The organism is Arenimonas sp., assembly GCF_035312645.1.
In the GTDB taxonomy this organism is placed as follows: domain Bacteria; phylum Pseudomonadota; class Gammaproteobacteria; order Xanthomonadales; family Xanthomonadaceae; genus Arenimonas.
In genome coordinates this window covers 1-24,360 of the sequence record NZ_DATGBO010000145.1, presented here as the reverse complement: position 1 = coordinate 24,360, position 24,360 = coordinate 1, and the positions used below count along the sequence as shown (strand labels likewise).

Below are 24,360 nucleotides of genomic sequence, written 5' to 3'. Positions count from 1 at the left end.
CCTTCCTGTTCCGCGTCGGCGCCGACAGCAAAGTCGCGCAGGTGCCGGTGAAGATCGGTGCGCGTCGCGCCGGCTGGGTCGAGATCGTCGATGGCGTCAGTGCCGGCGACCGCGTCGTCGTCGAAGGTACCGTCAAGCTCAAGGACGGCGCCAAGATCGTCGAGGCGCCGGATGCTGGCCATCCGGAAAAATCCGCCGCCCACCCGCACGCGGGAAACTGAGCGATGCTGCTTTCCGATCTGTCGATCCGCCGGCCGGTACTGGCCACCGTCGTCAGCCTGCTGCTGATCGTGATGGGCGTGTTCGCCTTCAGCAAATTGCCGCTGCGCGAATTGCCCGACATCGATCCGCCGGTGGTGTCGATCACCACGACCTACACCGGTGCATCGGCTTCGGTGGTGGAAACGCGCATCACCCAGGTGCTGGAAGATGCGGTCAGCGGTATCGAAGGCGTCGACCTGCTGACCTCGACCAGCCGCAACGGCCGCTCGTCGATCAACATCGAGTTCTCGCTCAAGCGCGACATCGAGAGCGCAGCCAATGATGTGCGCGACGCCGTCAGTCGCGCTGCCGACAAATTGCCCGATGACGTCGACAGCCCGCAGGTCGCCAAGGCCGATGCCGATTCCGACGTGATCCTGTGGACCAACCTGACATCGCCCAAGCTCGACATGCTCGAGCTCACCGACTACGCCGACCGCTATCTCGTCGATCGCCTGTCGAGCATCGATGGCGTCGCGCAGGTGCAGCTCGGCGGTGGTCAGGCCTATGCGATGCGCGTCTGGCCCAATCCCGCGGCGCTGGCCGCGCGCGGCCTTACCGTGGCCGATATCCAGGCGGCGCTGCAGCGCGAGAACGTCGAGCTGCCCGGCGGCAGCATCGAATCCACCGATCGCGATTTCACCGTGCGTGTCGAGCGTGGTTTCCAGAACGCCGAACAATTCGCGCAGCTGGCATTGACCCGCGGCAGCGACGGCCACGTCGTGCGCCTGGGCGAAGTCGCGCGCGTCGCGCTGGAATCGGCGGAGCGGCGCAGTTATTTCCGTGGCAACGGCCAGCCGATGCTCGGCCTGGGCATCGTCAAGACCTCGACGTCGAACAGCCTCGAAGTCGCGCGCCTGGTCAAGGAGCAGATCGCCAGCATCAACCAGACCCTGCCGCAGGGCATGAAGATGGGCGTCACCTACGACTCGACCGAATACATCGACGTCGCGGTCAACGAGGTCTACAAGACGCTGGCCGAGGCGATCGTGCTCGTGCTCGTCGTCATCTGGTTGTTCCTGGGCAGCCTGCGTGCGGCGGTGATTCCGGCGGTGACCGTGCCGGTTTGCGTGACCGCGTCCTTCATCGCGCTCTGGGCTTTCGGTTTCTCGATCAATCTGCTGACCTTGCTCGCACTGGTGCTGTCGATCGGCCTGGTCGTCGACGATGCCATCGTCGTGCTGGAAAACGCCCAGCGCCGCGCCGATCTCGGCGAGCCGATACCGTTGGCGGCGCTGCGTGGCACGCGCCAGGTCGCATTCGCGGTGATCGCGACGACGGCGGTATTGATCGCGGTGTTCGTGCCGATGGCGTTCCAGGAAGGCAACAACGGCCGCCTGTTCCGCGAACTCGCAGTGGCGCTGGCCGGCGCGGTGGCGATCTCCGCTTTCGTCGCGCTCACCTTGACGCCGATGATGTGCTCGCTGCTGCTGCGCCCGCATAACCGTGAGCAGGTCACCGGTTTCAATGCCTGGGTCGATCGTCGGCTGGCGCAATTGTCGGGCACGTATCGCCGGCAACTCGCGCGACATATCGGCAAAGGAAAAATGTTCGGCACTGTGATGCTGGGCGCGCTCGCCTGCAGCGCGGTGCTGTTTGTCTGGACGCCGCGCGAGCTCGCCCCGACCGAAGATCGCGGCGCGTTTTTCGTGTCGGCCAACGGTCCCGAGGGGGGCGGTTACGACTACACGGTCAAGCAGATGGCCAAAGTCGAAAGCGCATTGATGAAATACGAGGGCGGCGACAAGCCCATCGTGATGATCAATTCGCGCGTGCCCGGCGGTGGCGGCGGCGGTGGCGAGCTGCAGAACGGCCAGGCCATCGTCATCCTGAAGAATTGGCGCGACCGCAGCATCAGCACCGACGATGTCGTCGAACAGGTCACGCGCGATCTCGCGAAGATCGCCGGCGTCCGCGCCTTGCCGCAAGTGCGTCAGGGCCTGGTGCGCGGCGGTGGCCAACCCTTGCAGGTGGTTCTCGGCGGGCCGGACTATGCGCAGTTGACGGAATGGCGCGATCGCCTGCAGGCCGCACTCGAGGCCAATCCGAAACTGCAGGGCGTCGATTCCGATTACAAGGAAACGCGACCGCAGTTTCGCGTGCTGATCAATCGCGACCGCGCCGCCGATCTCGGCGTGGCGGTGACCGATATCGGCAACACCTTGCAGACGATGTTCGGCTCGGCGCGCGCCACCACGTTCGTCGACCAGGGCAAGGAATACGACGTGCTGGTGCAGGCCGATCGCAAGGATCGCTCCAGCATCGCCGATCTGGAAAATCTCTACGTGCGCTCACGTGGCGGGCAACTGGTACCGCTGTCGAGTGTGGTCACGGTGAAGGAACTCGCCGAGCCCGGTGCGCTCAACCGCTTCAACCGCCTGCGCTCGATCACGCTCTCGGCACGGCTCGCGCCCGGCTACCCGTTGGGCGAAGCGATCGATTTCGCGCGCAAGTCGGCCCGCGACGTGCTGCCGGAAACCGCGCAGATCAATTTCGCCGGGCAGTCGCGCGAATATCTCGCTTCCGGCAGCGCCGCATTGTTCACCCTCGGCATGGCATTGCTGGTCGTGTTCCTGGTACTGGCTGCGCAGTTCGAAAGTTTCGTGCATCCGCTGGTGATCATGCTCACCGTGCCGCTGGCCGTGCTCGGCGCCTTGCTCGGCCTCAAGCTCACCGGCAACACCATCAATCTTTTCAGCCAGATCGGCATCGTTATGCTGGTCGGGCTCGCCGCGAAGAACGGCATCCTGATCGTCGAGTTCGCCAACCAGCGCCGCGACGATGGCCTGCCCATCCTCGACGCGATCCTCGACGCTGCCGCCACGCGCCTGCGTCCGATCCTGATGACCTCGGTCGCCACCGTCACCGGCGCGCTGCCGCTGATGCTGTCCAGTGGTGCCGGCTCCGCCAGCCGTCAGGCGATCGGTGTGGTCGTCGTCTTCGGCGTGATGCTCTCGACTTTTCTTTCGCTGTTCGTGGTGCCGGCGTTCTATCTGCTGCTCGCACGCTTCACGCGGCCACCGGAAGAGCGTGGACGGATGCTGGAAGGTCTCGACGCGGAAGTGGCATCGGTGGATCGCAGTCATGGCGGCTAGGGAATCGCAGCGGTCCGCGGGGGCGTTGGTTACACTCCTCCTCTGAGCGCCCGTTCCCGGCGCAGGATGTCCGATCATGAGCGAGCGCAAACCGCCTTCCGGCGAATCCCTTTATCGCGGTCCGTCGAAAGCGCCGCGGGACAAGCGCGAACGCGAGCGCGACCGTGCGAGTCAGCCGCGACCGTCGCAGGCACATGCCGAGCCCCCGCCGCGCGAACCACGCGAACATCGCGAACCACGTGCTCCCCTGCGCGAGCGTCTCGCCGAGGCCGCGCCGGTCGCGCTGAGCGAGCAGCGTCTGTATGGGTTCAATGCCTGCATGGCGGTGTTCGGCAAGCGTCCGGAAGCGCTGCGCAAGGTCTGGCTGCTGCAGGCGCGCATCCCCAAGCTCAAGCCGGTGATCGAATATTGCGTGAAGCATCGCATCGGCTACACCGTGGTCGAGGCGACCGATCTGGAAAAACTTTCCGGCAGCGCGCATCACGAAGGCGTGGTGTTCAGCGTGTTGCCGGTCGCGGAATTGTCGCTGGCGGCGTGGTTGCGCACCTTGGCGCGTGGGCCGCAGCTGGCGATCTGGCTCGATGGCGTCGGCAACCCGCACAACCTCGGTGCGATCCTGCGCAGCGCCGCGCATTTCGGTGCTGCCGGCGTGTTGCTGCCGCAGGGTGCGCAGGCTTTGTCGGGCGCTGCCGCACGCGTTGCCGAAGGCGGCGCGGAGGCGGTGCCGCTGGTGCGCCTCGGCCGCAGCGATGAAGCGATCGCGCAATTGCAGGCGGCGGGTTTCCAGCTCGCGGCGACGGTGGTGCGTGGTGGTCAAGCCTTGTATGCCGCGACACTTCCCGACCGCTTCGTGCTGGTGATGGGTGCCGAGCAGATGGGCGTCGCACCGGAACTCGCGCAAGCACTGAGCCTGCGTTTGATCGTGCCCGGCAGCGGCAAGGTCGAAAGCCTCAACGTCTCCGTCGCCACCGCCGTATTTCTCGGCGAATGGTGGCGGCAGCACGCGACATCGGTGGGATGAGGCAAGGTTTGTCGCGCTGGCTTGGCCGCGTCGCGGCCTTGCTGCGATCCAGTCCAGTGACAGGCACGCGCTGGTTCGCCGATCTGGAGTCCTGGCGCGCGACGCGCGAGTCCCTTCAGGCAGCGGAAGCGCAGCCGCGACAAGCGTTCACGACAGGCGCGATCGCCAGTGCGCCCGTGTACTGCGGACTGTGTGCGCAGCGCGTAACGATGGTCTTGCCCTGGGTCGGCACCGCTACCGCGCCGGACTTGCGCGAGGGACTGTGCTGCCCACTCTGCGGCTTGAATGCACGTTCGCGTGCCGTGCTGGGCTTGGTGGTGGCGGCATTGCCGGATCCCGATGCACGGATCTACCTCACCGAACAGGCCTCGCCGGTGTTCGTCTGGTTGCGGCGTCATTATCCGCAAGCGCTGGGCAGCGAATTCATGATGACGCCGTCGCGCAAACGCGATGTCGAAGCCTGGCTGCACGGCCAGGGCATGCCCGAGGCGATCGCCCTCGAGGACGTCACCGCCCTGACCCACGCGACCGCCAGCCTCGATGCCATCGGCAGTTTCGACGTGCTCGAGCACGTGCCCGAGTATTGGCGTGCATTGTCGGAGTTCGCGCGCGTGCTCAAGCCCGGCGGCGACCTCTGGCTCACGCTGCCCTTCATCGAAGACAGTGCGACCACCCTGGTACGTGCGCGCATCGATGAGCACGGCGGGATCGAGCATTTGCTGCCGCCGGAAATTCACGGCGATCCGCTGTCGGACGGCGTGCTTTGCTACTACCACTTCGGTTGGGATCTTCTCGATGCCGTGCGCAGCGCCGGCTTTGTCGACGCCGCGTGGGGACGGACATGGATCCCGGTGCAGGCGTTGTTCGGCGTATGGACCTTGCATGCGCGACGCGCGCCGGAGGCGTCGCGGCACTGAGGCATCGACGCGGGAGCGAAATCCCCGCGTCGATGCAGTAACCGTCATTCCTTGCCGTCGGCCTTGGGCGAGCGACCGAAATCCAGCGTCGATTCCGCCGCGAGATAGGCCATCACCGCGTACGCGGCGGCTTGCTGGTCGAGCGCCTTGGCATCGACTTTATCCAGCGTGTCGTTGGCGGTGTGGTGGTAGTTGAAGTAATCGGTGCCGTCCTGCGCGAGCTGGCCCCAGGGTGCGCCCAGCGCCGCGATTGCGCCGGTGTCCGGGCCGGGATCGCCACCGCCGGTTTCATAGGCGATGCCCAGCGGTGCGAGCAGTTCGCCGATCTGCGCGATCACCGGTTGCGCTTCCGGCGAGGTGCCGGCACGGAAGGCGTAGACGCGGCCGGCACCGAAATCGCTCTCCGCAACCAGCTGCTGTGCATCGATCGTGTTCTTGTTGGCATCGGCATAGGCGCGACCGCCGTACAGGCCTTGCTCCTCGTTGCAGAAAGCGATGACGCGGATCGTGCGTCGCGGTGCGCGCGCGAGTTTGCCGATCAGTTCGCCGGCGGCCATGGTGATGCCGACGCCGGAAGCATCGTCGATCGCGCCGGTGCCCGGATCCCAGGAATCGAGATGGCCGCCGATCACCACGACTTCATCGGGTTTTTCACGCCCACGGATTTCGCCGATCACGTTGTAGCTGGTCTTGCTGGCGCCAGTGAAACCGACGTCGATGTCGAGGCTGAGTTTCACCGGCTTGCCGCGGCGAAGCATGTTCGAGAGCAGGTCGGCGTCGGGATTGGACAGCGCCGCCGCAGGAATTTTTTCCACGCCGTCGGCGTAGCGCATCATGCCGGTATGCGGCATGCGGTCGGAGTCGGTGCCGATCGAACGCAGGACGAAAGCCACCGCGCCTTTCCGCGATGCTTCACTGGCGCCACCGCCGCGCGCCGCAACCGCCGGGCCGTAACCGTGACCATCTTTGAAACGCTCCATGCGGTTGGAGATGTAGGCGATTTTTCCTTTCAGTGAATCGGCGGGCGCGGCCTTGAGGGCCTCGAGGTTGGAAAATTCCACGACCTCGGCTTCCAGTGCCTTGCCGCCGGTACCGACGCTGCCGCCGAGCGCGATGATCGCCAGATGCTGCGGATACGGCGCGAGCACCGAGGCCGATTCGTGGCGGCGTTCCCAGACCGGAAACGTGACCGGCTGCAGGTACACCTTGTCGTAGCCCAGCGCCTTGAACTTCGCCTGCGCCCAGAGCACCGCGCGATCGAAGGCCGGTGAGCCGGCCATGCGTGGGCCGATTTCCGTGGTCAGCGATTCGACGATCGCGTAGGCATCGCTGCCCTTGTCATTCGCTGTGCGCAGCGATTGCGCGTCGGTGAGCGCGCGCGCATCGAGCGCCGGCGGTGCGGCGTTGGCGATGCCAGCAGTGAGTGCGAGCGCAAGGGCGAGGCTGAGTGGGCGGAGCAGGGGCATGCGGTTCTCCAAAAATGAAGACGCCGGCGCGAAGCCGGCGTCGTTGCAGGAATGTCTTGTTCAACCTTTCTTGAGCAGGTCGCGGATCTCCGTCAGCAAAGCGACGTCTGCGGGCGGGGCAGCAGGTGCCGCCTCTTCCTTTTTCTTCATCGAGTTCATCGCCTTGACGACCAGGAAGATCACGAAGGCGACGATCAGGAAATCGACGATGCTCTGGAAGAACACGCCGTATTTCATCACCACGGCCGCGGCGGTTTCCTTGCCGTCCGCACCGAGTACGGCGGGCTTGAGCGTCGTCGCCCAGTCACTGACATTCACGCCGCCAGTGATCAGCGCCACCACCGGCATGATCACGCCGTCGACCAGACCGCTGACGATCTTGCCGAACGCGGCGCCGATCACCACGCCGACCGCGAGGTCGACGACATTGCCGCGCATCGCGAATTCCTTGAACTCCGAAATCATTCCCATCGCACTCTCCCTCGATAAGTGAAGCCAATGCTTGGAACGGTGACAGCAGGGGGGAATCTACACCCGGCAGCGGGTTTCAGGCGATATGCCCGGAGAATTCGGCCAGGCCATCCACGCCGGCGCGGAAGTGGTCGCCGCGCTGCAGCGCCGCGACGCCGGCCGGGGTGCCCATGAAGATCAGGTCGCCGGCCTTGAGCGCGAAGAGACGGGATAGCTCGTGGATGATTTCGGCGACGCCAAACACCATCTCCGACAGCAGGGTCTGTTGACGCAATTCGCCGTTGACCTCCAGCCACAGGCGCTGCGTCGACAACTCGCCGGCCTGTGCGGCCGGCACCAGCGTGCTGGTCGGCGCCGATTGATCGAAGCCTTTGGAGATGTCCCAGGGCAGGCGTTTTTCCTTGGCCAGCGCCTGCAGGTCGCGGCGGGTGAGATCGAGGCCGACGCCATAGGCGAAGACGAGATCGAGAGCATTCGTGAGCGCGATTTCGCCATCGGCATCGCGGCCCAGCGCGACGACCAGTTCGACTTCGTGATGCAGATCGGTGGTGGCGGTCGGATACGCGACAGCGCCGCCATCGGGCACGACGGCATCGGCAGGTTTCATGAAGAACACAGGCGTGCCGCGCGCCGGAACTTCGGCGCCCATTTCCTTCGCGTGTTCGGCGAAGTTGCGCCCGACGCAGTAGATGCGATGTACCGGGAAACGCGCGCTGCTGCCTTGCACGGTGAGGCTGGCGATGGCGGCGGGAGGGATTACGAAGTCGGTCATGGGCGAGGTTCGCTGCGTGGTGTTTGGCTACCAGCGAATCTTGCCATTGAATTCCGCGATGGTCTTGCCATGGCCTTCGTCATTCCCGCGAAGGCGGGAATCCAGTGACTTCTAATGCTTTGCACGCAGGGACAAAAGTCACTGGATTCCCGCCTGCGCGGGGATGACGGGGGGCTGGGTAATTTTCAGAAATTCTGTCGAGGCAGGCAGCAAAGCCTGCCGACAAACCGCAAAACTCAGCGCAGGCCCAGCGTGACCGAAGACTTTTCGACGACCGAATATTCGCCGTCGATGGAGCCAACCGCAGCGGGGTTGGCGGCGACCGGCGCGGGGCGCGAGAAGCGGCGCACGGCGGCGAACAGCAGCATGCCCAGGCCGATGAACAGGCCGAACACCACCAGCAGCGCGAGCACGACCAGACCCATCAAGCCACAGGCAACACGCAGCAGCGGACTGCGCGGCTTGCAGGGGCGGAACGAGAACAGGCGGTGCATGAAAAGCTGCATGGGCGGCCGTGGCAAACTAACGGAAAGGGAGTATGGCGATGGCGGAAACGGAAAGTGTAAGCAGTTCGTTAATACAGCGTTTCGGCCTGCAAGATGACGACATCTCCGCTGTAGATGCAGTGATCGATGGCGAAAGCGAATCGGTGATCCTGTATCGGCAAGGCCTGCAGGTGCGCGCCTGGCTCAATATTTGCCCACATGCCGGGCGACGCCTCGACTATGCGCCGGGGCGCTTCCTGCGCGACCAGGGACATCTGGTCTGTGCGGCGCATGGCGCGAGTTTCGAATTGAACGAAGGCCGCTGCATCGCCGGGCCCTGCTGCGGTGCGCAACTGCGGATGCTGCGCGTCGACGAAAGTGCCGACGGCACGCTGGGATTCCATACCGCTACATCATCAGATTAACCATGATCAGCGCGATCGTCAGATAGATCGCGGTCAGCGGCAAACCCGTACGCCACAGATCGCGCGGCCGATAACCGGCCGGGCCGCTGATCATCGATATCACCGGATTGGATTGGCTGAGGAAATTGTTGGTCGCCGACAACGCGACCAGCAGCGCGAACGCCGAAGGATTGCCGTTCGCGGCGAGCGCGACGTTGATCGCCATCGGCACCATCACCACGGTCGCGCCAACGTTGCCGATCACCAAACCGAAGCAGGTGGTGAGCAGGCAGATCGCCAGCTGGAACACCCATAGCGGCATCGTCGGCCCGACCTGGTCGAGCACCTGCTGCGCGATCCAGTTGGCGGTACCGGTGGAATCCATCGCCCAGCCCAGCGGCAGCAGGCAGGCGAGCAGGAACACCGATTTCCAGCTGATCGCCGCGTAGGCCTCGTCCATGTTGAGCACGCCGGTGACGATCATCGCCGCCGCGCCGCCCATCAGCGCCACCGATACGGGAATCAGCGTGCTCAACGCCAGGCCCATCGCCAGCACGAACAGGCCCAGCGCCAGCCACAGTTTGTGCGGGCGCTGCTCCTGCTTCGGGTAGTCGGTGATGACGACGAAATCCTTGTTCTCGCCGCCCTGCGCCAGATCGCTCCAGATGCTGTGGAAGACCAGCATGTCGCCGGCGCGCAGCGGCAGCTGGCGGATGTCCTGGCGGAAGATTTTCTTGTCGCGGTTGATCGCCAGCAGGCTGATGCCATTGCGCTTGCGCAGCTGCAGCTCGGCCTGGGTGCGGCCAATGAAACGCGAGGTCGGCGGGATCACGGCTTCGGAAATGCCGGCGCGACTCGGGTCGAACAGATCGGCGAAATTGCGCAGGCGCTGCGAGAGTTTCAGGTGCCGCGCTGCGGCGTATTCCTGCACGGTCTCGCGCTTGCCCATCACGCCGACCACGCTGCCGACCCAGATCATCTGGTCGGCGGACGGCGACAGCCGCGCTTCGTTGTTGGTCAACAATGCCAGGAACAGCGGTGCGCCGATTTCCGCCTCCGCCTCGCCGATCGACAGGCCGACCAGCGGGCTGTCGGCACCGACGGTGAGTTCGAACACTTCGCCTTCGATGCCATAAGCCTGCGCGAAATAACTTTCGGTGCGGCCGGGCGTGACGTTCTTGTCCTCGGCACCGACCAGCGCCTTGCGCCCGATCGTGCGGAAATACACCAGGCCCGCCGCGACCAGCAGCAGACCGATCGGCAGCGGCCGGAACATTGGGAACGGCGCCAGCGTCGCCGCGCCCGAGGGCAGGTTGCGATTGGCCGAGAGCAGCAGATCGTTGAGCATGATCATCGGCGAATTGCCGACCATGGTCAGCGCGTCGCCCAGGATGATCGCCGCCGAAACCGGGATCAGCAGCCGCGGCAGCAGGATGCCGGTGCGGCCTGACAGCCGCGACACCACCGGCATGAACAGCGCGGTGATCGAAGGGTTCTGCATGAAGCCCGACATCAGACCGGCAACACCGGAAGTGATCAGGATCAGCCGGTCTTCCATGCCGTGCGAGCGCCGCAGCAACCAGCCGGCGAGACGGTTGAGCGCACCGGTGCGATCGAGGCCGGCGCCGAGGATCATCGTGGCGATGATGCTGATCGAGGCGTTGCCGGAAAAGCCAGTGAACAGTTGCGCGGCCGGCACCAGGCCGGTGATGCCGAGTACGACCAGCACGACCAGCGCGGTGGCGTCGGCGCGGATGCGTTCGAACATGAACATCGAAATGGTGAACACCACCAACCCGAGCACCAGCATCATGTCGTGCGTGAGGGTGAGGTCGGTGCCCATCGTGTCGTTATCGTCTCAGCGCCGCAGGTAGATCAGATCCCAGACGCCGTGGCCGAGTTTCTGGCCGCGGGTCTCGAAATGCGTCTGTCGCCGCCACGCCGGGCGATCAACCGCGCCGCGCGCGCCGGCGATGTTGTGCAGGCGCGGCTCGGCATCGAGCACGTCCCACATGTGTTCGGCGTAGTTTTCCCAGTCGGTGGCCAGATGCAGACGGCCACCCGGCTTGAGTTTGTCGCAGAGCAGGGCGGTGAATTCCGGGCTGATCAGGCGGCGCTTGTGGTGGCGCTTCTTGTGCCAGGGATCGGGAAAATAGATCCGCACTTCGTCGAGGCTGGCGTCGGCGATTTCCTGCTTCAGCACTTCGACGGCGTCGTGCTGGTAAATCCGCACCTGCGTGGCCGCGAGCGCCGCGAGTCCGTTGAGGCAGCGGCCGACGCCGGGGCCGTGGACTTCGATGCCGATGAGGTCACGCTGCTTTTCATTCTCGGCAGCGAACAACACCTGCTCGCCATTGCCGAAACCAATTTCCAGGACGCGCTCTGCGTGGCGTCCAAACAGTTGCTCGAGATCGCGCGGCTTGCCGGTGAAATCGACGCCGTAGGTCGGCCAGTGTTCGGTGAAGGCGCGTTTCTGCGCATCGGTCTGCCGGCCCTGGCGCAACACGAAGCTGCGGATCGAACGCTGCCGCAGCGGGTTGTCGGCGTCGTCGGGGCCGGAGGCGCGCTCGCTCATCTCAGAAGAACACTCCGTCGATCGGCGAGGAAGCATTGGCATTGCGCTTGCGCGGAATGCGTCCGGCGAGGAAGGCCTCGCGTCCGGCCTCGATCGCCTTGCGCATCGCGCCGGCCATGAGGATGGGATCGCGCGCGCCGGCGATCGCGGTGTTCATCAGCACGCCATCGCAGCCGAGTTCCATCGCGATCGCGGCGTCCGAGGCGGTGCCGACGCCGGCATCGACGAGGATCGGCACCTTGGCGTTGTCGATGATCTCGAGCAGGTTCCACTTGTTCTGCACGCCGAGACCGGAACCGATCGGCGCGGCCAGCGGCATCACCGCAACGCAGCCCATTTCTTCCAGGCGCCGGGCGATGATCGGATCGTCGGAGGTGTAAACCATCACATCGAAGCCGTCGCGCACCAGGATATCGGCGGCCTGCAGCGTCTGCACGACATCGGGATAAAGCGTCTTCGGATCGCCGAGCACTTCGAGCTTGACCAGTTTGTGGCCGTCGAGCAGTTCGCGTGCGAGCTGGCAGGTGCGCACGGCATCGTCGACGTTGTAGCAGCCAGCGGTGTTGGGCAGCAGCGTGTAGCGGTCGGGCGGCAGGATATCGAGCAGATTCGGCTCGTTCGGGTTCTGGCCCAGGTTCATGCGACGCAGCGCGACGGTGACGATCTCGGCGCCAGCGGCTTCGGTCGCCAGCCGTGTCTGCTCGAAATCCTTGAATTTGCCGGTGCCGGTCAACAGGCGGGAACGATAGGTCTTGCCCGCGATGACCAGCGGGGTATCGATGGGGTGGGCTGCGCTCATCCTGCGATTATGGCGCGAATGGCCGGGCCTGATAACCCTCTGGTTCTCGTAGGAGCGGCGTGAGCCGCGACACTCGCTGCGACCATGGCTCGACGGGAGAATCATCGCGGCTCACGTCGCTCCTACAACGACAGCTTTGTGCAGTGTAAGAAGGCGACCAGGTTCGGCCGTCCTGGCCTCACCGATCGCCTCCGGCCCGCGGCATCCTGCCTCCGGCGTTCGCGCGGCCGCAACACGCCACTGGCAGGCTGCAAACGCCTGCGCTCACCCGCCGCCAATCGCCTGGATGATCTCGACGCGATCGCCCTCGACCAGCATCTGTTCGCCGTGGCGACTCTTCGGCACCACTTCGCGATTGAGCTCGATGGCGACGCGGCGCGCGCCGTAGCCGAGCAGTTCGAGCATCTGCGCGACGCTGCTGGCGTCGGGCAATTCGCGGCTTTCGCCATTGAGAAGGATATGCATGGCGACAGTTTATTGCGTTGCGAGGCTCGGGAGCGAGGGTCATAATCCCGGCCGTCCGCGGGTGTAGCTCAATGGTAGAGCTGTTGCTTCCCAAGCAACTGACGAGGGTTCGATTCCCTTCACCCGCTCCAATCCCTCCGGATGGCGTCGCGCCGTCCTCGCTGCCGATGCGGAGATGCCGGTGTCCAGAGAGCGCATCGTCGTCGGTTGGCGGGAGTGGTTGTCCCTGCCCGAACTCGGTATCGGCACGATCCGCGCCAAGGTCGACAGCGGTGCGCGCAGTTCCGCGCTGCATGTCGAGGACCAGGAGGAATTCCTGCGCGATGGCCAGCCCTGCGTGCGCTTCACCATCGAACCGGGCGACGCCGCGCGCACGCGCCATCGTGCCGAAGCGCTGATCAGCGACCGTCGCATCGTCACCGATTCCGGCGGTCATCGCAGCGAACGTCTGTTCGTCCGCACGTTGCTGCGCCTGCCCGATGGCCGCAGCTGGTCGATCGAAGTCAATCTCGCCGAACGCCGCAACATGTTGTTTCCGATGCTGCTGGGTCGCACCGCTTTGCGCGGTCGCTGCCTGGTGGAGCCCGCGCGCTCGTTCCTGCTCGGCGCGTCCCCCAGCCAAGACGCCCCGCCATGAAACTCGCCATCCTGTCGCGCAACGCCAAACTCTATTCGACCCAACGCCTGGTGCAGGCCGCACGTGAGCGCGGCCACGTGGTGCGCGTGCTCGATCCGCTGCGCTGCTACATGAAGATCGCGCCGGGAAAATTCCAGATCAACTACAAAGGCAAGCAGCTCAGTGGCGTGGAGGCGGTGATCCCGCGCATCGGCGCTTCGGTCACGCGCTACGGCACAGCGGTGCTGCGCCAGTTCGAGTTGATGGGCACGTACACGCCCAACAGTTCCGATGCGATCCTGCGCTCCCGCGACAAATTGCGTTGTCACCAGCTGATGGCGGGCGAGGGCATCGGGCTGCCGACCACGGTGTTCGGCGACAACCCCGACGACACCGGCGATCTGCTGTCGCTGCTGGGCAAACCGCCGCACGTGATCAAGCTCAACGAAGGCTCGCAGGGCGCGGGCGTGATCCTCGCCGAACGCCTGTCGGCATCGCGCAGCGTGGTCGAGGCGTTGCGTGGCCTGTACGCGAATTTTCTGGTGCAGGAATTCATCGCCGAAGCCGATGGCGCCGATCTGCGTTGCTTCGTAGTCGGCGACAAGGTGGTCGCGGCGATGCGCCGCCAGGCCGAACCCGGCGAATTCCGTTCCAACCTGCATCGCGGTGGCCAGGCATCGAAGATCAAGCTCAGCGCCGCCGAACGCGAGACCGCGCTGCATGCCGCGCGCGTGGTCGGCCTGGAAATCGCCGGCGTCGACCTGCTGCGTTCGAAGAAGGGTCCGCTGGTGCTGGAGGTGAACTCCTCGCCCGGCCTGGAAGGCATCGAGGGCATCACCGGGGTCGACGTAGCCGGGGCCATCATCGAGCACGTGGCCCGGCAGGCCGCGGTCCAGGCGGCCGCCAAGGCGGCTTCGGGCCGCCGTCGGTCGGCTGGCCGGCCCAAAGCCCGGGCCGGGTCGAAAAAATAACCAAAGACTCGCGCTGATTTAACGGGTTTTTAACCTGATCGCCCCTAGGCTGGTCGGGCCAGACGCTGTGGGTCCTCCTCGTGGACTCCATGGATTACGGCAATCGGGGCACCGCAAACTTTGGACCCGGGCAAGGCGTCTCCCCAATGGCGTCTTCCCGGGTCATTTTTGTTTTTTGCCGGCGATTTTCTCCCGCTGTGCCGGAACCAGAGCGCTCTGGCAGAATCGAAGCCGCTCATCCTGAATGGAGTTCCCGCTGCCCATGCGCATCCTTGTGGTCGAAGACAATCGCGACATCGCCGCCAATCTTGGTGACTATCTCGAAGACCGTGGCCACACCGTGGACTACGCCGCGGATGGCATCACCGGCCTGCACCTGGCGGTGGTCAACGATTTCGACGCGATCGTGCTCGACCTCAATCTACCCGGCATGGATGGCCTCGAAGTCTGTCGCAAGCTGCGCGCCGAAGGCCGCAAACAGACGCCGGTGCTGATGCTGACCGCGCGCGACTCGCTTGATCACAAACTCGCCGGCTTCGATTCCGGTGCCGACGATTACCTGGTGAAACCCTTCGCGCTGCAGGAAGTCGAGGCGCGCCTGGCGGTGTTGGCGCGTCGTGGCAAGGCCGCGCAGCCGCGTGTGCTGGTGGTCGCCGATCTCGAATACAACCTCGATACCCTTGAAGTGCATCGCCGCGGCAAACTGCTGCAACTCAATCCGACCGCGCTCAAGATCCTGCAGTCGCTGATGGAAGCCTCGCCCGCTGTGGTGCCGCGCCTGGATCTGGAAACCCGCGTCTGGGGCGAGGAACTGCCCGATTCCGACAGCCTGCGCGTGCATATCCATGGCCTGCGCGCCGCTGTCGACAAGCCGTTCGACAAGGCGCTGATCCAGACCCGTCACGGCATCGGTTATCGCATCGCCGATCCCGACGCGGCCTGATGCCTATGCTTTACCGGCGCAAGTTGCGCAGCCGCATCATCGTTTCTTTCCTGTTGCTCGGCTTCGGGCTGACGACGATGTTCGCGATGGCCACCATCGCATTGCGCGCCCGCCTGGAAGGTTCGCTGGTGGAGTCTTGGCTGCAGAACGAGGCGATCAATTTTGTCGCGTTCAAGCACGCGCATCCCGAACCCGACGCGCAGTTCCAGTTCTCGCGGCGGATCGAAGTGTTCGCCTATCGGCCCGATGGCGCCGCGATTCCGTTCGGCTGGCGCAACTTGCAACGTGGCGTCTACGACCTGGAGGAGTACGACGCCAGTGGTCGTCTGCGCAAATACAAGTTGGCGGTGCAGCGCACACCGGACATGGTTGGTTACCTGCGCTACGACTACACCCAGGAAGCGCTGACGCAGCAGCAGATGCTGATCACGTTGGGCGCGGCGGTGATTCTGTTCACCGGCCTGGCGTGGCTGATCGGGCTGTGGTCGTCCTCACGCGTGATCAGCCCGCTCACCGATCTCGCGCGGCGCGTCGGTGGCCTCGATCTGTCCGGGCGCGAAAAACCCGAGCCGCTGGCGCCGCATTTTCCCAACGATGAAGTCGGCGAACTGGCCTCGGCGCTCGACGACTACTCGGCGCGCATGACCACGCTGGTCAAGCGCGATCGCGAATTCAATTCCGATGTCAGCCATGAACTGCGCACGCCGCTGGCGGTGATCCGCGGTGCGGCGGAGCTGTTGCTGGCCAATTCCGATCTGCCGGAAAAAACCCGTCAGCGCCTGCAGCGCATCGATCGCGCGGCACTGCAGTGCACCGACTTCACCACCGCGCTGCTGATGCTGTCACGCAACGAGCGCGGCATCGGCCATACCGATCTGCACAAATTGTGCGAAGCCCTGGCCGAGGCCAACCGCACGCAATTGGCCGGCAAGCCGGTGCAGATCATCGTCGAAGGATCCAACGACGCCTTCATCAATGCGCCGGAAGCGGTGCTGTCGGTGGCGATCGGCAACCTGCTCGGCAACGCCTGCAAATACACCGCCGAAGGCGAAGTCCGCCTCGTCGTGGAAGCCGATCGCGTGCGCATCGAAGACACCGGTCCGGGCCTGTCGGCTCAGGACGCCGCGCGCCTGTTTGAGCGCGGCTATCGCGGCTCCAGTGCCGGCAGCACCACCGGCGGCGGCATCGGGCTGTCGATCGTGCGCCGTCTCTGCGAGTTGTACGGCTGGGATGTGAGCATCGCCCCGCGCGCCGAACATGGCGCGGTGGCGGTGCTGGTGTTTGGCTAAGGTTTTTCTTGCCGGAATATCCCCTCCCCTGTTCACAGGGGAGGGTTAGGGTGGGGTGAAACGGACGGAGCGAGGCAAGTGTTTACCCCATCCCAACCTTCCCCTGTAAACAGGGGAAGGCGTGTCGCGTTACTCCAGCCAGCCGTACTTGTCCGCGGTCTCGCCGCTGAACAGGCCGAAGAACAGGTCCTGGATTTTTTTGGTCAGTGGACCGGGCTTGCCGGTGCCGACTTCGCGACCGTCGACCGAGCGGATCGGTGTAATTTCCGCCGCGGTGCCGCACATGAACAACTCATCGCACAAGTAAAGGTATTCGCGCGGGATGTCGCGCTCGACCACGGCGATGCCGTTGTCTTTCGCGAGTTTGATGATGGTGTCGCGGGTGATGCCGTTGAGCAGCGCGGCGCTGACCGGTGGCGTGTGCAGCGCGCCTTCGAACACCAGGAAAAGATTTTCGCCGGCGCCTTCCGAGAGCAGGCCGGTCGAGGCCAGTGCGATGCCTTCGCCGAAACCGAGACGACGCGCCTCGCGTGCGACCAGTTGCCCGGAAAGATAATTGCCACCGGCTTTCGCGCCTGCCGGCAAGGTGTTGGGCGCGAAACGCTGCCAGCTGGAAACGCAGGCGTCGATGCCGCGTTCGATCACGTCGGCGCCGAGATAGCGGCCCATGTCCCAGGTCGCGACGGCAACGGAGGTCGGGCAGTCGGCCGAGAGGCCGAAGCCGCCGAGATCGCGATAGGCGATCGGGCGCAGGTAGCACTGGCCGAAGCCATTGGCCTTCACCACGTCGCGGCAGGCCTGGTTGAGCTGCTCGACCGTGTACGGAATCGGCATCTCGTAGATCTTCGCCGATGCGAACAAGCGGCGCGTGTGATCGGTGAGGCGGAAAATTTTCGCGCCGTTCGGTGTGTCGTAGCTGCGGATGCCTTCGAACACCGACGAACCGTAGTGCAGGCCGTGCGCCATCACGTGCACGGTGGCGTCCTGCCAGCGCTTGATATCGCCGTTGTGCCAGATGAAATCGGGATAGCGCTGGGTCATGTCGGTCTCCGGGAAAGCCGGCATTTTACCCGAGCCCGGCGCCGCTCACAGCGCGTCGGGACGCGCACGATCAACGCCGCCGCCATTCAGTAGCGTATCCACCAACAGCCGGCGTTGGCATGCATGCGGAAGTAGGTGGTCTGCGCGCCAGCATCGTTGCTGCCGCGCATCTGGTCGACGCGGATCAGGTCGGGCACGCGCGGTGCCGGCGGCGCAGGCGGTGGTGTGTCGATGCCCAGGCTCAGCTCCGCCGAGGTCGGTTCGACGGCGGGGGGCGGCGGGGCAGTCGTATCGTTGCCAGCATCGCCGCTGATCACCATCTGCACATCGATGATCTGGTGCCGACTCAGGCTGTCGAGGCGATCCATCAACCGATAGGCCTCGGTCGTGCCCATGCCGGTCCAGTGGTAGTAACCGGCGAGGCGATTCACGTCCTGCGCGTCCAGTGCCGAACGCACGCCGTCGGCCAGGTCTTCGCGGGTGCGCGCGCAACTGCGGACCGCGACGTGGACGTTGCCGGTGGCGCCGGCGCTGGTGGGTGGCGGTAGACGTTCGGTCGCCTGTAGTTCCTCGCAGCTGCGATCGGTGAACAGCGCACTGCCATCGGCGGCGACGCAACGATGGATGCCGTCGCGCGACTGCGCCTGCGCGATGCGCCCGGGCATCGCGGCAAGCACGATGACCGCCAGGCAGGACACGAGCAGGAGAACCGGACGCAGCATCCGCGCAGCCTAGCGCGGGCTCAGGCCAGACGCGAGAGCACCGCTTCGGTCGGCCTGGCGAGGTTCAGCGTATAGAAATGCAGTTCCGGCACGCCGGCTTCGATCAGGCGGCGGCACATCGCGGCGACCATGTCGGCGGCCAGTTCGCGGATGCTGTCGGCATCGTCGCCGTAGGCCTGCATGCGCTTGCCGATCCAGCGCGGAATCTCGGCGCCGCAGGCCTCGGAAAAACGCTTGAGCTGCGAGAAATTCGAGATCGGCATGATGCCCGGAACGATCGGCGCGCTGACGCCGAGCTTGCGCACATCGTCGACGAAGCGAAAGTACGCGTCGGCGTTGAAGAAATACTGGGTGATCGCCGAATCCGCGCCGGCATCCATCTTGGCCTTGAAGTGCCGCAGGTCCACCAGTGCATCGTCGGCCTGCGGATGCATTTCCGGATAGGCGCCGACTTCGATGCGAAAGTGGTCGCCGTGTTCTTCGCGGATGAAGCGCACCAGATCGGAAGCGAAACGCAGGTCGCCCATGCGCGCCATGCCCGAGGGCAGGTCGCCGCGCAACGCCACCACGCGATTGCAGCCCAGCGCCTTGTAGAGATTGAGCAACTCGCGGATTTCCTCGCGCGTGCCGCCCATGCAACTCAAATGCGGCACGCCATTGAGTTTGTGTTTCTGGCGCAGCTCGCGCACGGTTTCCGGCGTGTAGCTGAGCGTCGAACCACCGGCACCGAAAGTCACCGATACGAATTCGGGTGAATGCATCTTGAGCTTGCGCACCGTGCGGTCGAGCTGCGTACGCTGCTCGTCGGTCTTCGGCGGATAAAATTCGAACGAGTACTTGGCGGGAGACGGGAGACGGGAGACGGGAGACGACATCAGTCCTGGCCTTTGAGTTTCGTATTCAAGCTGGTCATCAGAGCATTGGTTCTTGCGAACAAGCGCTCCAGTATTTCGTCTGTTTCCACGAAGCTGCCGCCATATCCAAGCCGGCGGGCAATCTCAATCTGGGTGTCTATTTCCGACATGGAACCCCGGGCGATCCCGAGGAATTGCAGGTATTCGCGCGTCGTTCGACGCGCGACACCTTCGGCAATGTTCGAAGGGACGCTGACAGCGGCCCTCCGAAGCTGCGCGATCAAGCCGAATCGCTCCTGATCGGGGAAGGAAGAGGTAAGCCGGTAAACGTGCTCGACCAAGGTCATGGCATCCTGCCAGATCAACAAATCCTTGTGCGGTCTCCCCACGTCTCCCGTCTCCCTATTCCCGTCTCCCGCATATCAGTAGCGGTAATGATCCGGCTTGTACGGCCCATTCACATCCACGTTGAGATACGCGGCCTGCTCGGCGGTCAGCGTCGTCAGCACGACGCCGATCTTTTCCAGATGCAGGCGCGCGACTTCCTCGTCGAGCTTCTTCGGGAGGATGTAGACCTTCTTCTCGTAGGTGTCCTTGTTCGCCCACAGATCGATCTGTGCGAGGGTCTGGTTGGAGAACGAGTTCGACATCACGAAGCTCGGATGGCCGGTGGCGCAGCCGAGATTCACCAGGCGGCCTTCGGCCAGAAGGTAAATCGCGTTGCCGTTCGCAAACGTGTACTTGTCGACCTGCGGCTTGATGTTCAGGCGCACGGCGCCCGAGTCATTGAGCTTGTCGACCTGGATCTCGTTGTCGAAGTGGCCGATGTTGCAGACGATCGCCTGGTCCTTCATTTTCGACATGTGCTCGAGCGTCAGCACGTCCTTGTTGCCGGTCGTGGTGACGTAGATGTCGCCGCGGCCGAGCGTGCTTTCGACGGTGTTGACTTCGAAGCCTTCCATCGACGCCTGCAGCGCGTTGATCGGGTCGATTTCGGTGACCACGACGCGGGCGCCATACGCGCGCAGCGAATGCGCCGAGCCCTTGCCAACGTCGCCGTAACCGCAGACGACCGCAACCTTGCCCGCGAGCATCACGTCCATCGCGCGCTTGAGGCCGTCGGCGAGCGATTCGCGGCAGCCGTACAGGTTGTCGAACTTCGACTTGGTGACCGAGTCGTTGACGTTGATCGCGGGCACGAGCAGCGACTTGGCCTCGACCATCTGGTACAGGCGGTGCACGCCGGTCGTCGTCTCTTCCGAGACGCCCTTCCAGTCCTTGACGACATTGGTCCAGAAACCCGGGCGCTCTTTCGCGACGCGCTTGAGCAGGTTCTTGATGATCTGCTCTTCGTGCGAGCCCGAAGCGGTGTTGACCCAGTCCGAACCCTTCTCGAGCTCGTAGCCCTTGTGGATCAGCAGGGTGACGTCGCCGCCGTCGTCGACGACGAGCTCCGGACCCTTGCCACCCGGGAACGTGACTGCGTCCAGCGTGCAGTCCCAATATTCTTCCAGCGACTCGCCCTTCCACGCGAACACCGGCGTACCGGTCTTGGCGATCGCGGCAGCGGCATGGTCCTGCGTCGAGAAGATATTGCACGAGGCCCAGCGCACGTCGGCGCCAACATCCTTCAGCGTCTCGATCAGCACCGCGGTCTGGATGGTCATGTGCAGCGAGCCGGTGACGCGCACGCCCTTGAGCGGCTTGGCAGCGGAATATTTCTTGCGGATCGACATCAGGCCCGGCATCTCGTGCTCGGCGATATCCAGTTCCTTGCGGCCCCAGTCGGCGAGCGTGATGTCGGCGACCTTGTAGTCGGGTTTGATGTTGGTGACTGCGTTCATGGTGTAGCTCCGTTATGGGGAGCCCCCGGGGCCGGGTTCCGGCGGGGAAGGGGGCTCGCGTTAACGGGCGCGGTTGGTTCTGGAACCGCCACCCAGCCTGGTCCCGGCAGCCGCGCTGGGCGGGGCGGGGTTGCAGCGCCCCTGGGTGGGGTGGACCCCGGAGGGCCGGCTGTAATTATAGCCGGTCTGCGGACCCCTGCTGGACGGGTGTTACATCGTCCGTAAATATTTACAAATCGGAATGATTCTACCCAGGCAAACTGGCTGGAGAGTTCTCGTAAGCTAAGTGGTGACCACGCCTGCTGAATCTGGCTGCTGTAGTAGGATCAATAACGCCCAATGTCTCAGCGCGGCGAAAGAACGACTTAGGGGAATGTGATTACAGGGGGGTGCTGTGCCTACGACGCAACCAATACCGGTGAAGAAACTGTCGCTTGATACCAGGAATTATCGAACGGTAGCGCAGCCGAATGAAGTATCTGCAATTCATTCACTGATTGACGTAGAGCCAGAGTGGTTTTGGGCGGTGATGGAAAGCTTGCTCGATGACGGGTATCTGCCAAACGAAAATATCATTGCGCTCCAGGAGGGTAGAAAGCAGGTAGTAAAGGAAGGCAATCGTCGGATCGCTGCCATGAAAATTATTCATGGAATCGTCTCTGCCGATGAGTTTTCGCTACCACCGCACATCTCCGAAAAGCTCGCCTCTTTGCCCGCCAGTTGGAAGAAAGCAAACGCAAATGTCCCTTGCACAGTTTATGCAGCCAATGAAGCGGCTGCCGCGGATCGCGTAGTTACTCTCACCCATGGCAAAGGAGAAAAAGCCGGTCGCCTACGGTGGAGCGCTGTCGCACGTGCACGCCACAATCGAGACAAGTCCGGTAGCGCAGAACCAGCGTTGGACCTGTTGGAAAAGTACCTGGACAAAGGAAAGAATCTGTCGTCCACCCAGGCTTCCAGGTGGGCTGGAGAATATCCGCTGACGGTGCTCGAGGATGCCATGAAGCGTCTCGCGGCGCGGTTGGGGCAAAAGTCCGGCCCAGAGGTGGCGAAGGCATACCCAAAACTGACGAATCGTTCGGGCTTCGAAGAGCTGATGCTGGACATCGGACTCAACAACATCAAATTTAAGGATGTTCGCGCTGAAAACTTCGGCGACAAGTACGGCCTATCCGCGCCTCAGCAACCAGCCCAAACAAGCGCTGGCGGACAGGGGTCCACCGCTAATACAAATTCAGGGAGCGCGGGGTCGGCAACTGGCGGAACCGAACCCCACTCCGGCACTGGGTCAGGCGGAGCAGGTTCGTCGGCGGGCACTGCGAAAAAGGGATCCAACGCACATCCTTCCCACGATCCTCGCGCCGTCTCGGTGCTGGTTCGAAAGTTCCAGCCAAAGGGCGCGGGACGCGCAAAGCTTGCGACTCTCTTGGAGGAACTGAAACAGTTAGACGTGGTGAAGACTCCTCATGCGTTCTGCTTCGTGCTTCGTAGCATGTTTGAAGTATCTGCGAAGGCGTACTGCGCCGACCATGCGAGTGCGGGCGGACCGAAAGCGATTGAGTCAAATGGGAATGATCGAAAGCTCATCAGCGTACTCAAGGACGTTGTCAGCCATCTCACGAACACCAGGCAAAACCTTGCAATGGTTCGGGAGCTTCAAGGGGCGATTGCAGAGCTCGCTAACCCGGACAGCGTATTGTCCGTTACGTCCATGAATCAGCTGATCCATAACCCTCGCTACGTGATCAGTGGGACTAACGTCTGCAACTTGTTCGCGAACGTTTTTCCATTGCTCGAAGAAATGAATAAGTAAGGAAGGCCCCATGAATCGCTACAAGACTCCTCTCCGGTACCCAGGAGGAAAACAGAAGCTGGCGCCCTTTGTGGCAGAGGTGATGATCGGAAACGGACTGATTGGGGGGCATTACGCTGAGCCGTACGCCGGCGGCGCAGGAGTGGCGATCGAACTACTCTTGAACGGAACAGCTTCTCATATTCATCTCAACGATTCTTGCTCAGCGGTTCACTCGTTCTGGAAATCGATCACATCGGAAACTGAGGAGTTCTGTCGCAGAGTTTCTCGCGCTTCTCTTAACGTGCGTGAATGGAAGAAACAGCGAGAGATACTCAGGAATCGAGGCGAACACAGTCCTCTCGATGTTGGTTTCAGCATGTTCTATCTCAATCGGGTCAATCGCTCCGGAATTCTATCGGGCGGACTCATCGGCGGACTTGCCCAAGAGGGTGAGTGGCTCATGGATGCCCGCTTTCCTCGGGCCGAGCTAATTCGCCGGGTGGAGAACATCGCGAGGCACAAGAAGCGAATCCACTTGCGAAACTGGGACGCTGAACGATTTATTACCGACTATCTTCCGCGGCTGCCGAAGCAATCCCTCGTTTACTGCGACCCGCCTTATTTTGACAAGGCGGATCGACTCTATTTAAACCACTACCAACCAGAAGACCATCGGAGAATTGCTAAAGTAATTCAGAAGGTAAAACTGCCTTGGATAGTGTCGTATGACGCCGCGCCAGACATTCTGAAATGCTATTCCCGACGCAGAGCCTTCATCTACGGCCTTCAATACAACGCGCAGAAAGCTTACGTCGGCTCTGAGGTATTCTTTTTCTCTGATCGACTGAAGATCGGGGGCGCTTCAGCTGTTAAAGCCATCGACGCAGTATTGGCAGGGGGCAAGCTGAAGCTGGCATCTCATGCGATGAAGCTGATGGCCGCATAGCAGCTCAATGCCAGTCCGCCCCGCCTCGCGCTATCGACTCTTTGACCTCTTTATTGAGATGGAAGCGGCGCTCAAGCAAATGCCGCGCTATCAGGACGGAATAGATGGAGGTCAAGCCAGGGCGAACTGGAGTCGATTTGCGAAGGATGCTGGGCCTGAGCTACACCAGCGCGTCGATCCCGAAGTCAGGCAAGTCCTCATCACTCGCCCACCCATGAGGGAAATCATTGTCAACGAACGTCCCGAGTACGACCCGAACACCCCACCACTTCCAGGGGGGCATCGATGGGAGACCGCCGGTGCTCGCTTAGTAATCGCGTCAGTCCGCGTACGGAACAATCTCTTTCATGGAGGTAAAGAGGACCCCACCAGAGAGCGATATCCAATGCATGACCAGGCGGTAGTCGATGCGGCGATCGAAGTGTTCGGATATTCGAAAGCGATCTTGAAGCGAATGGCGTAACGGATTATTGAATCTTGCGGCTATCGGGGACAGGCTTGTGACAATTTGGTGTTCCAACTGGCCAGGTTTGTGCAAGCCATTTAGCAGCTTACGGAGGGGATGATCGGTCGCGGCCCTCTCCTCTCCTGAGCCTTAAGAATCGGCT

The 24,360-nt window shown here is 63.3% G+C and carries 23 protein-coding genes, 1 tRNA gene, 1 pseudogene and 1 riboswitch; of the genes and pseudogenes, 12 read left to right on the top strand and 13 right to left on the bottom strand.

What is annotated here, in order from left to right; all coding sequences use genetic code 11:
* From VKM35_RS13315 to VKM35_RS13300, 4 genes and pseudogenes are all read left to right on the top strand, one after another.
* Positions 1–221 (top strand): annotated as a pseudogene (locus tag VKM35_RS13315) (efflux transporter periplasmic adaptor subunit); the annotation flags it as partial.
* A 3-nt stretch (positions 222–224) separates the two neighbouring features.
* Positions 225–3,356 (top strand): efflux RND transporter permease subunit, encoded by a 3,132-nt coding sequence (locus VKM35_RS13310; protein ID WP_324321583.1) that lies wholly within the window; start codon positions 225–227, stop codon positions 3,354–3,356.
* Between the two features lie 76 nt (positions 3,357–3,432).
* Positions 3,433–4,377 carry a TrmH family RNA methyltransferase gene (locus VKM35_RS13305; protein ID WP_324321582.1) on the top strand — a complete coding sequence of 315 codons (945 nt, stop codon included), beginning with the start codon at positions 3,433–3,435 and terminating at the stop codon, positions 4,375–4,377.
* Complete coding sequence (locus VKM35_RS13300) at positions 4,374–5,294, top strand: class I SAM-dependent methyltransferase (protein ID WP_324321580.1); 921 nt, start codon at positions 4,374–4,376, stop codon at positions 5,292–5,294. Before VKM35_RS13305 ends, VKM35_RS13300 begins: the two co-directional genes overlap by 4 nt.
* A 44-nt stretch (positions 5,295–5,338) precedes the next feature.
* On the opposite strand, the gene VKM35_RS13295 is transcribed toward VKM35_RS13300, so the two are convergent.
* The 4 genes from VKM35_RS13295 to VKM35_RS13280 form a co-directional block, all read right to left on the bottom strand.
* A complete protein-coding gene (locus VKM35_RS13295; protein ID WP_324321579.1) occupies positions 5,339–6,760 on the bottom strand; it encodes a M28 family peptidase in 1,422 nt (473 codons plus the stop codon).
* 60 nt (positions 6,761–6,820) lie between these two features.
* Positions 6,821–7,231 (bottom strand): large-conductance mechanosensitive channel protein MscL, encoded by a 411-nt coding sequence (mscL, locus tag VKM35_RS13290; protein ID WP_324321577.1) that lies wholly within the window; start codon positions 7,229–7,231, stop codon positions 6,821–6,823.
* A gap of 76 nt (positions 7,232–7,307) precedes the next feature.
* The gene (locus VKM35_RS13285) at positions 7,308–8,003 is read right to left on the bottom strand and encodes a fumarylacetoacetate hydrolase family protein (protein WP_324321575.1); all 696 of its coding nucleotides are present in this window, start codon (positions 8,001–8,003) and stop codon (positions 7,308–7,310) included.
* A gap of 236 nt (positions 8,004–8,239) precedes the next feature.
* On the bottom strand, positions 8,240–8,497 hold the full coding sequence (locus tag VKM35_RS13280) for a hypothetical protein (protein ID WP_324321573.1): 258 nt from the start codon (positions 8,495–8,497) through the stop codon (positions 8,240–8,242).
* 50 nt (positions 8,498–8,547) lie between these two features.
* Here VKM35_RS13280 and VKM35_RS13275 point away from each other — a divergent pair, with 50 nt between their 5' ends.
* The gene (locus VKM35_RS13275) at positions 8,548–8,913 is read left to right on the top strand and encodes a Rieske (2Fe-2S) protein (RefSeq protein WP_324321571.1); all 366 of its coding nucleotides are present in this window, start codon (positions 8,548–8,550) and stop codon (positions 8,911–8,913) included.
* Here VKM35_RS13275 and VKM35_RS13270 read toward each other — a convergent pair.
* The 4 genes from VKM35_RS13270 to thiS all read right to left on the bottom strand — a co-directional run bounded on the left by VKM35_RS13270 (position 8,897) and on the right by thiS (position 12,731).
* A complete protein-coding gene (locus tag VKM35_RS13270) occupies positions 8,897–10,735 on the bottom strand; it encodes an SLC13 family permease (protein WP_324321569.1) in 1,839 nt (612 codons plus the stop codon). The two genes, VKM35_RS13275 and VKM35_RS13270, sit on opposite strands and share 17 nt — an antisense overlap.
* Before the next feature lie 15 nt (positions 10,736–10,750).
* Entirely contained in the window at positions 10,751–11,467 is a 717-nt protein-coding gene (gene trmB / locus VKM35_RS13265) for a tRNA (guanosine(46)-N7)-methyltransferase TrmB (RefSeq protein WP_324321568.1), read from the bottom strand.
* 1 nt (position 11,468) lies between these two features.
* Entirely contained in the window at positions 11,469–12,266 is a 798-nt protein-coding gene (locus tag VKM35_RS13260) for a thiazole synthase (protein ID WP_324321567.1), read from the bottom strand.
* A 264-nt stretch (positions 12,267–12,530) separates the two neighbouring features.
* Positions 12,531–12,731: a sulfur carrier protein ThiS gene (gene thiS, locus VKM35_RS13255; protein WP_324321565.1), complete on the bottom strand. Its 201-nt coding sequence runs from the start codon at positions 12,729–12,731 to the stop codon at positions 12,531–12,533.
* A gap of 57 nt (positions 12,732–12,788) precedes the next feature.
* Here thiS and VKM35_RS13250 point away from each other — a divergent pair.
* The 5 genes from VKM35_RS13250 to VKM35_RS13230 all read left to right on the top strand — a co-directional run bounded on the left by VKM35_RS13250 (position 12,789) and on the right by VKM35_RS13230 (position 16,550).
* A tRNA-Gly gene (locus tag VKM35_RS13250) sits at positions 12,789–12,862 on the top strand.
* A 44-nt stretch (positions 12,863–12,906) separates the two neighbouring features.
* Entirely contained in the window at positions 12,907–13,368 is a 462-nt protein-coding gene (locus VKM35_RS13245; protein ID WP_324321564.1) for an ATP-dependent zinc protease, read from the top strand.
* Positions 13,365–14,318, top strand: a complete 954-nt coding sequence (gene rimK / locus VKM35_RS13240; RefSeq protein ID WP_324321563.1) for a 30S ribosomal protein S6--L-glutamate ligase — start codon at positions 13,365–13,367, stop codon at positions 14,316–14,318. The genes VKM35_RS13245 and rimK overlap by 4 nt, the downstream gene beginning before the upstream one ends.
* Positions 14,319–14,580: 262 nt before the next feature.
* Positions 14,581–15,261 (top strand): response regulator transcription factor, encoded by a 681-nt coding sequence (locus VKM35_RS13235; protein ID WP_324321561.1) that lies wholly within the window; start codon positions 14,581–14,583, stop codon positions 15,259–15,261.
* Positions 15,261–16,550 carry a HAMP domain-containing sensor histidine kinase gene (locus tag VKM35_RS13230; RefSeq protein WP_324321560.1) on the top strand — a complete coding sequence of 430 codons (1,290 nt, stop codon included), beginning with the start codon at positions 15,261–15,263 and terminating at the stop codon, positions 16,548–16,550. Before VKM35_RS13235 ends, VKM35_RS13230 begins: the two co-directional genes overlap by 1 nt.
* Positions 16,551–16,679: 129 nt before the next feature.
* On the opposite strand, the gene VKM35_RS13225 is transcribed toward VKM35_RS13230, so the two are convergent.
* The 5 genes from VKM35_RS13225 to ahcY all read right to left on the bottom strand — a co-directional run bounded on the left by VKM35_RS13225 (position 16,680) and on the right by ahcY (position 21,011).
* Complete coding sequence (locus VKM35_RS13225; protein WP_324321559.1) at positions 16,680–17,591, bottom strand: branched-chain amino acid transaminase; 912 nt, start codon at positions 17,589–17,591, stop codon at positions 16,680–16,682.
* Positions 17,592–17,677: 86 nt separating this feature from the next.
* Entirely contained in the window at positions 17,678–18,313 is a 636-nt protein-coding gene (locus VKM35_RS13220; protein ID WP_324321557.1) for a hypothetical protein, read from the bottom strand.
* A 20-nt stretch (positions 18,314–18,333) separates the two neighbouring features.
* Positions 18,334–19,188, bottom strand: coding sequence for a methylenetetrahydrofolate reductase [NAD(P)H] (gene metF, locus VKM35_RS13215; RefSeq protein WP_324321556.1), 855 nt, complete (start codon positions 19,186–19,188; stop codon positions 18,334–18,336).
* Positions 19,188–19,514: a four helix bundle protein gene (locus VKM35_RS13210; protein WP_414636664.1), complete on the bottom strand. Its 327-nt coding sequence runs from the start codon at positions 19,512–19,514 to the stop codon at positions 19,188–19,190. The genes metF and VKM35_RS13210 overlap by 1 nt, the downstream gene beginning before the upstream one ends.
* Before the next feature lie 75 nt (positions 19,515–19,589).
* Positions 19,590–21,011, bottom strand: a complete 1,422-nt coding sequence (ahcY, locus tag VKM35_RS13205; RefSeq protein ID WP_324321554.1) for an adenosylhomocysteinase — start codon at positions 21,009–21,011, stop codon at positions 19,590–19,592.
* Between the two features lie 58 nt (positions 21,012–21,069).
* Positions 21,070–21,161, bottom strand: a riboswitch (S-adenosyl-L-homocysteine riboswitch).
* A gap of 268 nt (positions 21,162–21,429) precedes the next feature.
* Between ahcY and VKM35_RS13200 the strand changes: the two genes are divergently transcribed.
* Positions 21,430–22,824, top strand: a complete 1,395-nt coding sequence (locus VKM35_RS13200; RefSeq protein WP_324321553.1) for a hypothetical protein — start codon at positions 21,430–21,432, stop codon at positions 22,822–22,824.
* A 10-nt stretch (positions 22,825–22,834) separates the two neighbouring features.
* Complete coding sequence (locus VKM35_RS13195; protein WP_324321552.1) at positions 22,835–23,752, top strand: DNA adenine methylase; 918 nt, start codon at positions 22,835–22,837, stop codon at positions 23,750–23,752.
* Positions 23,753–24,360 lie beyond the last annotated feature (608 nt).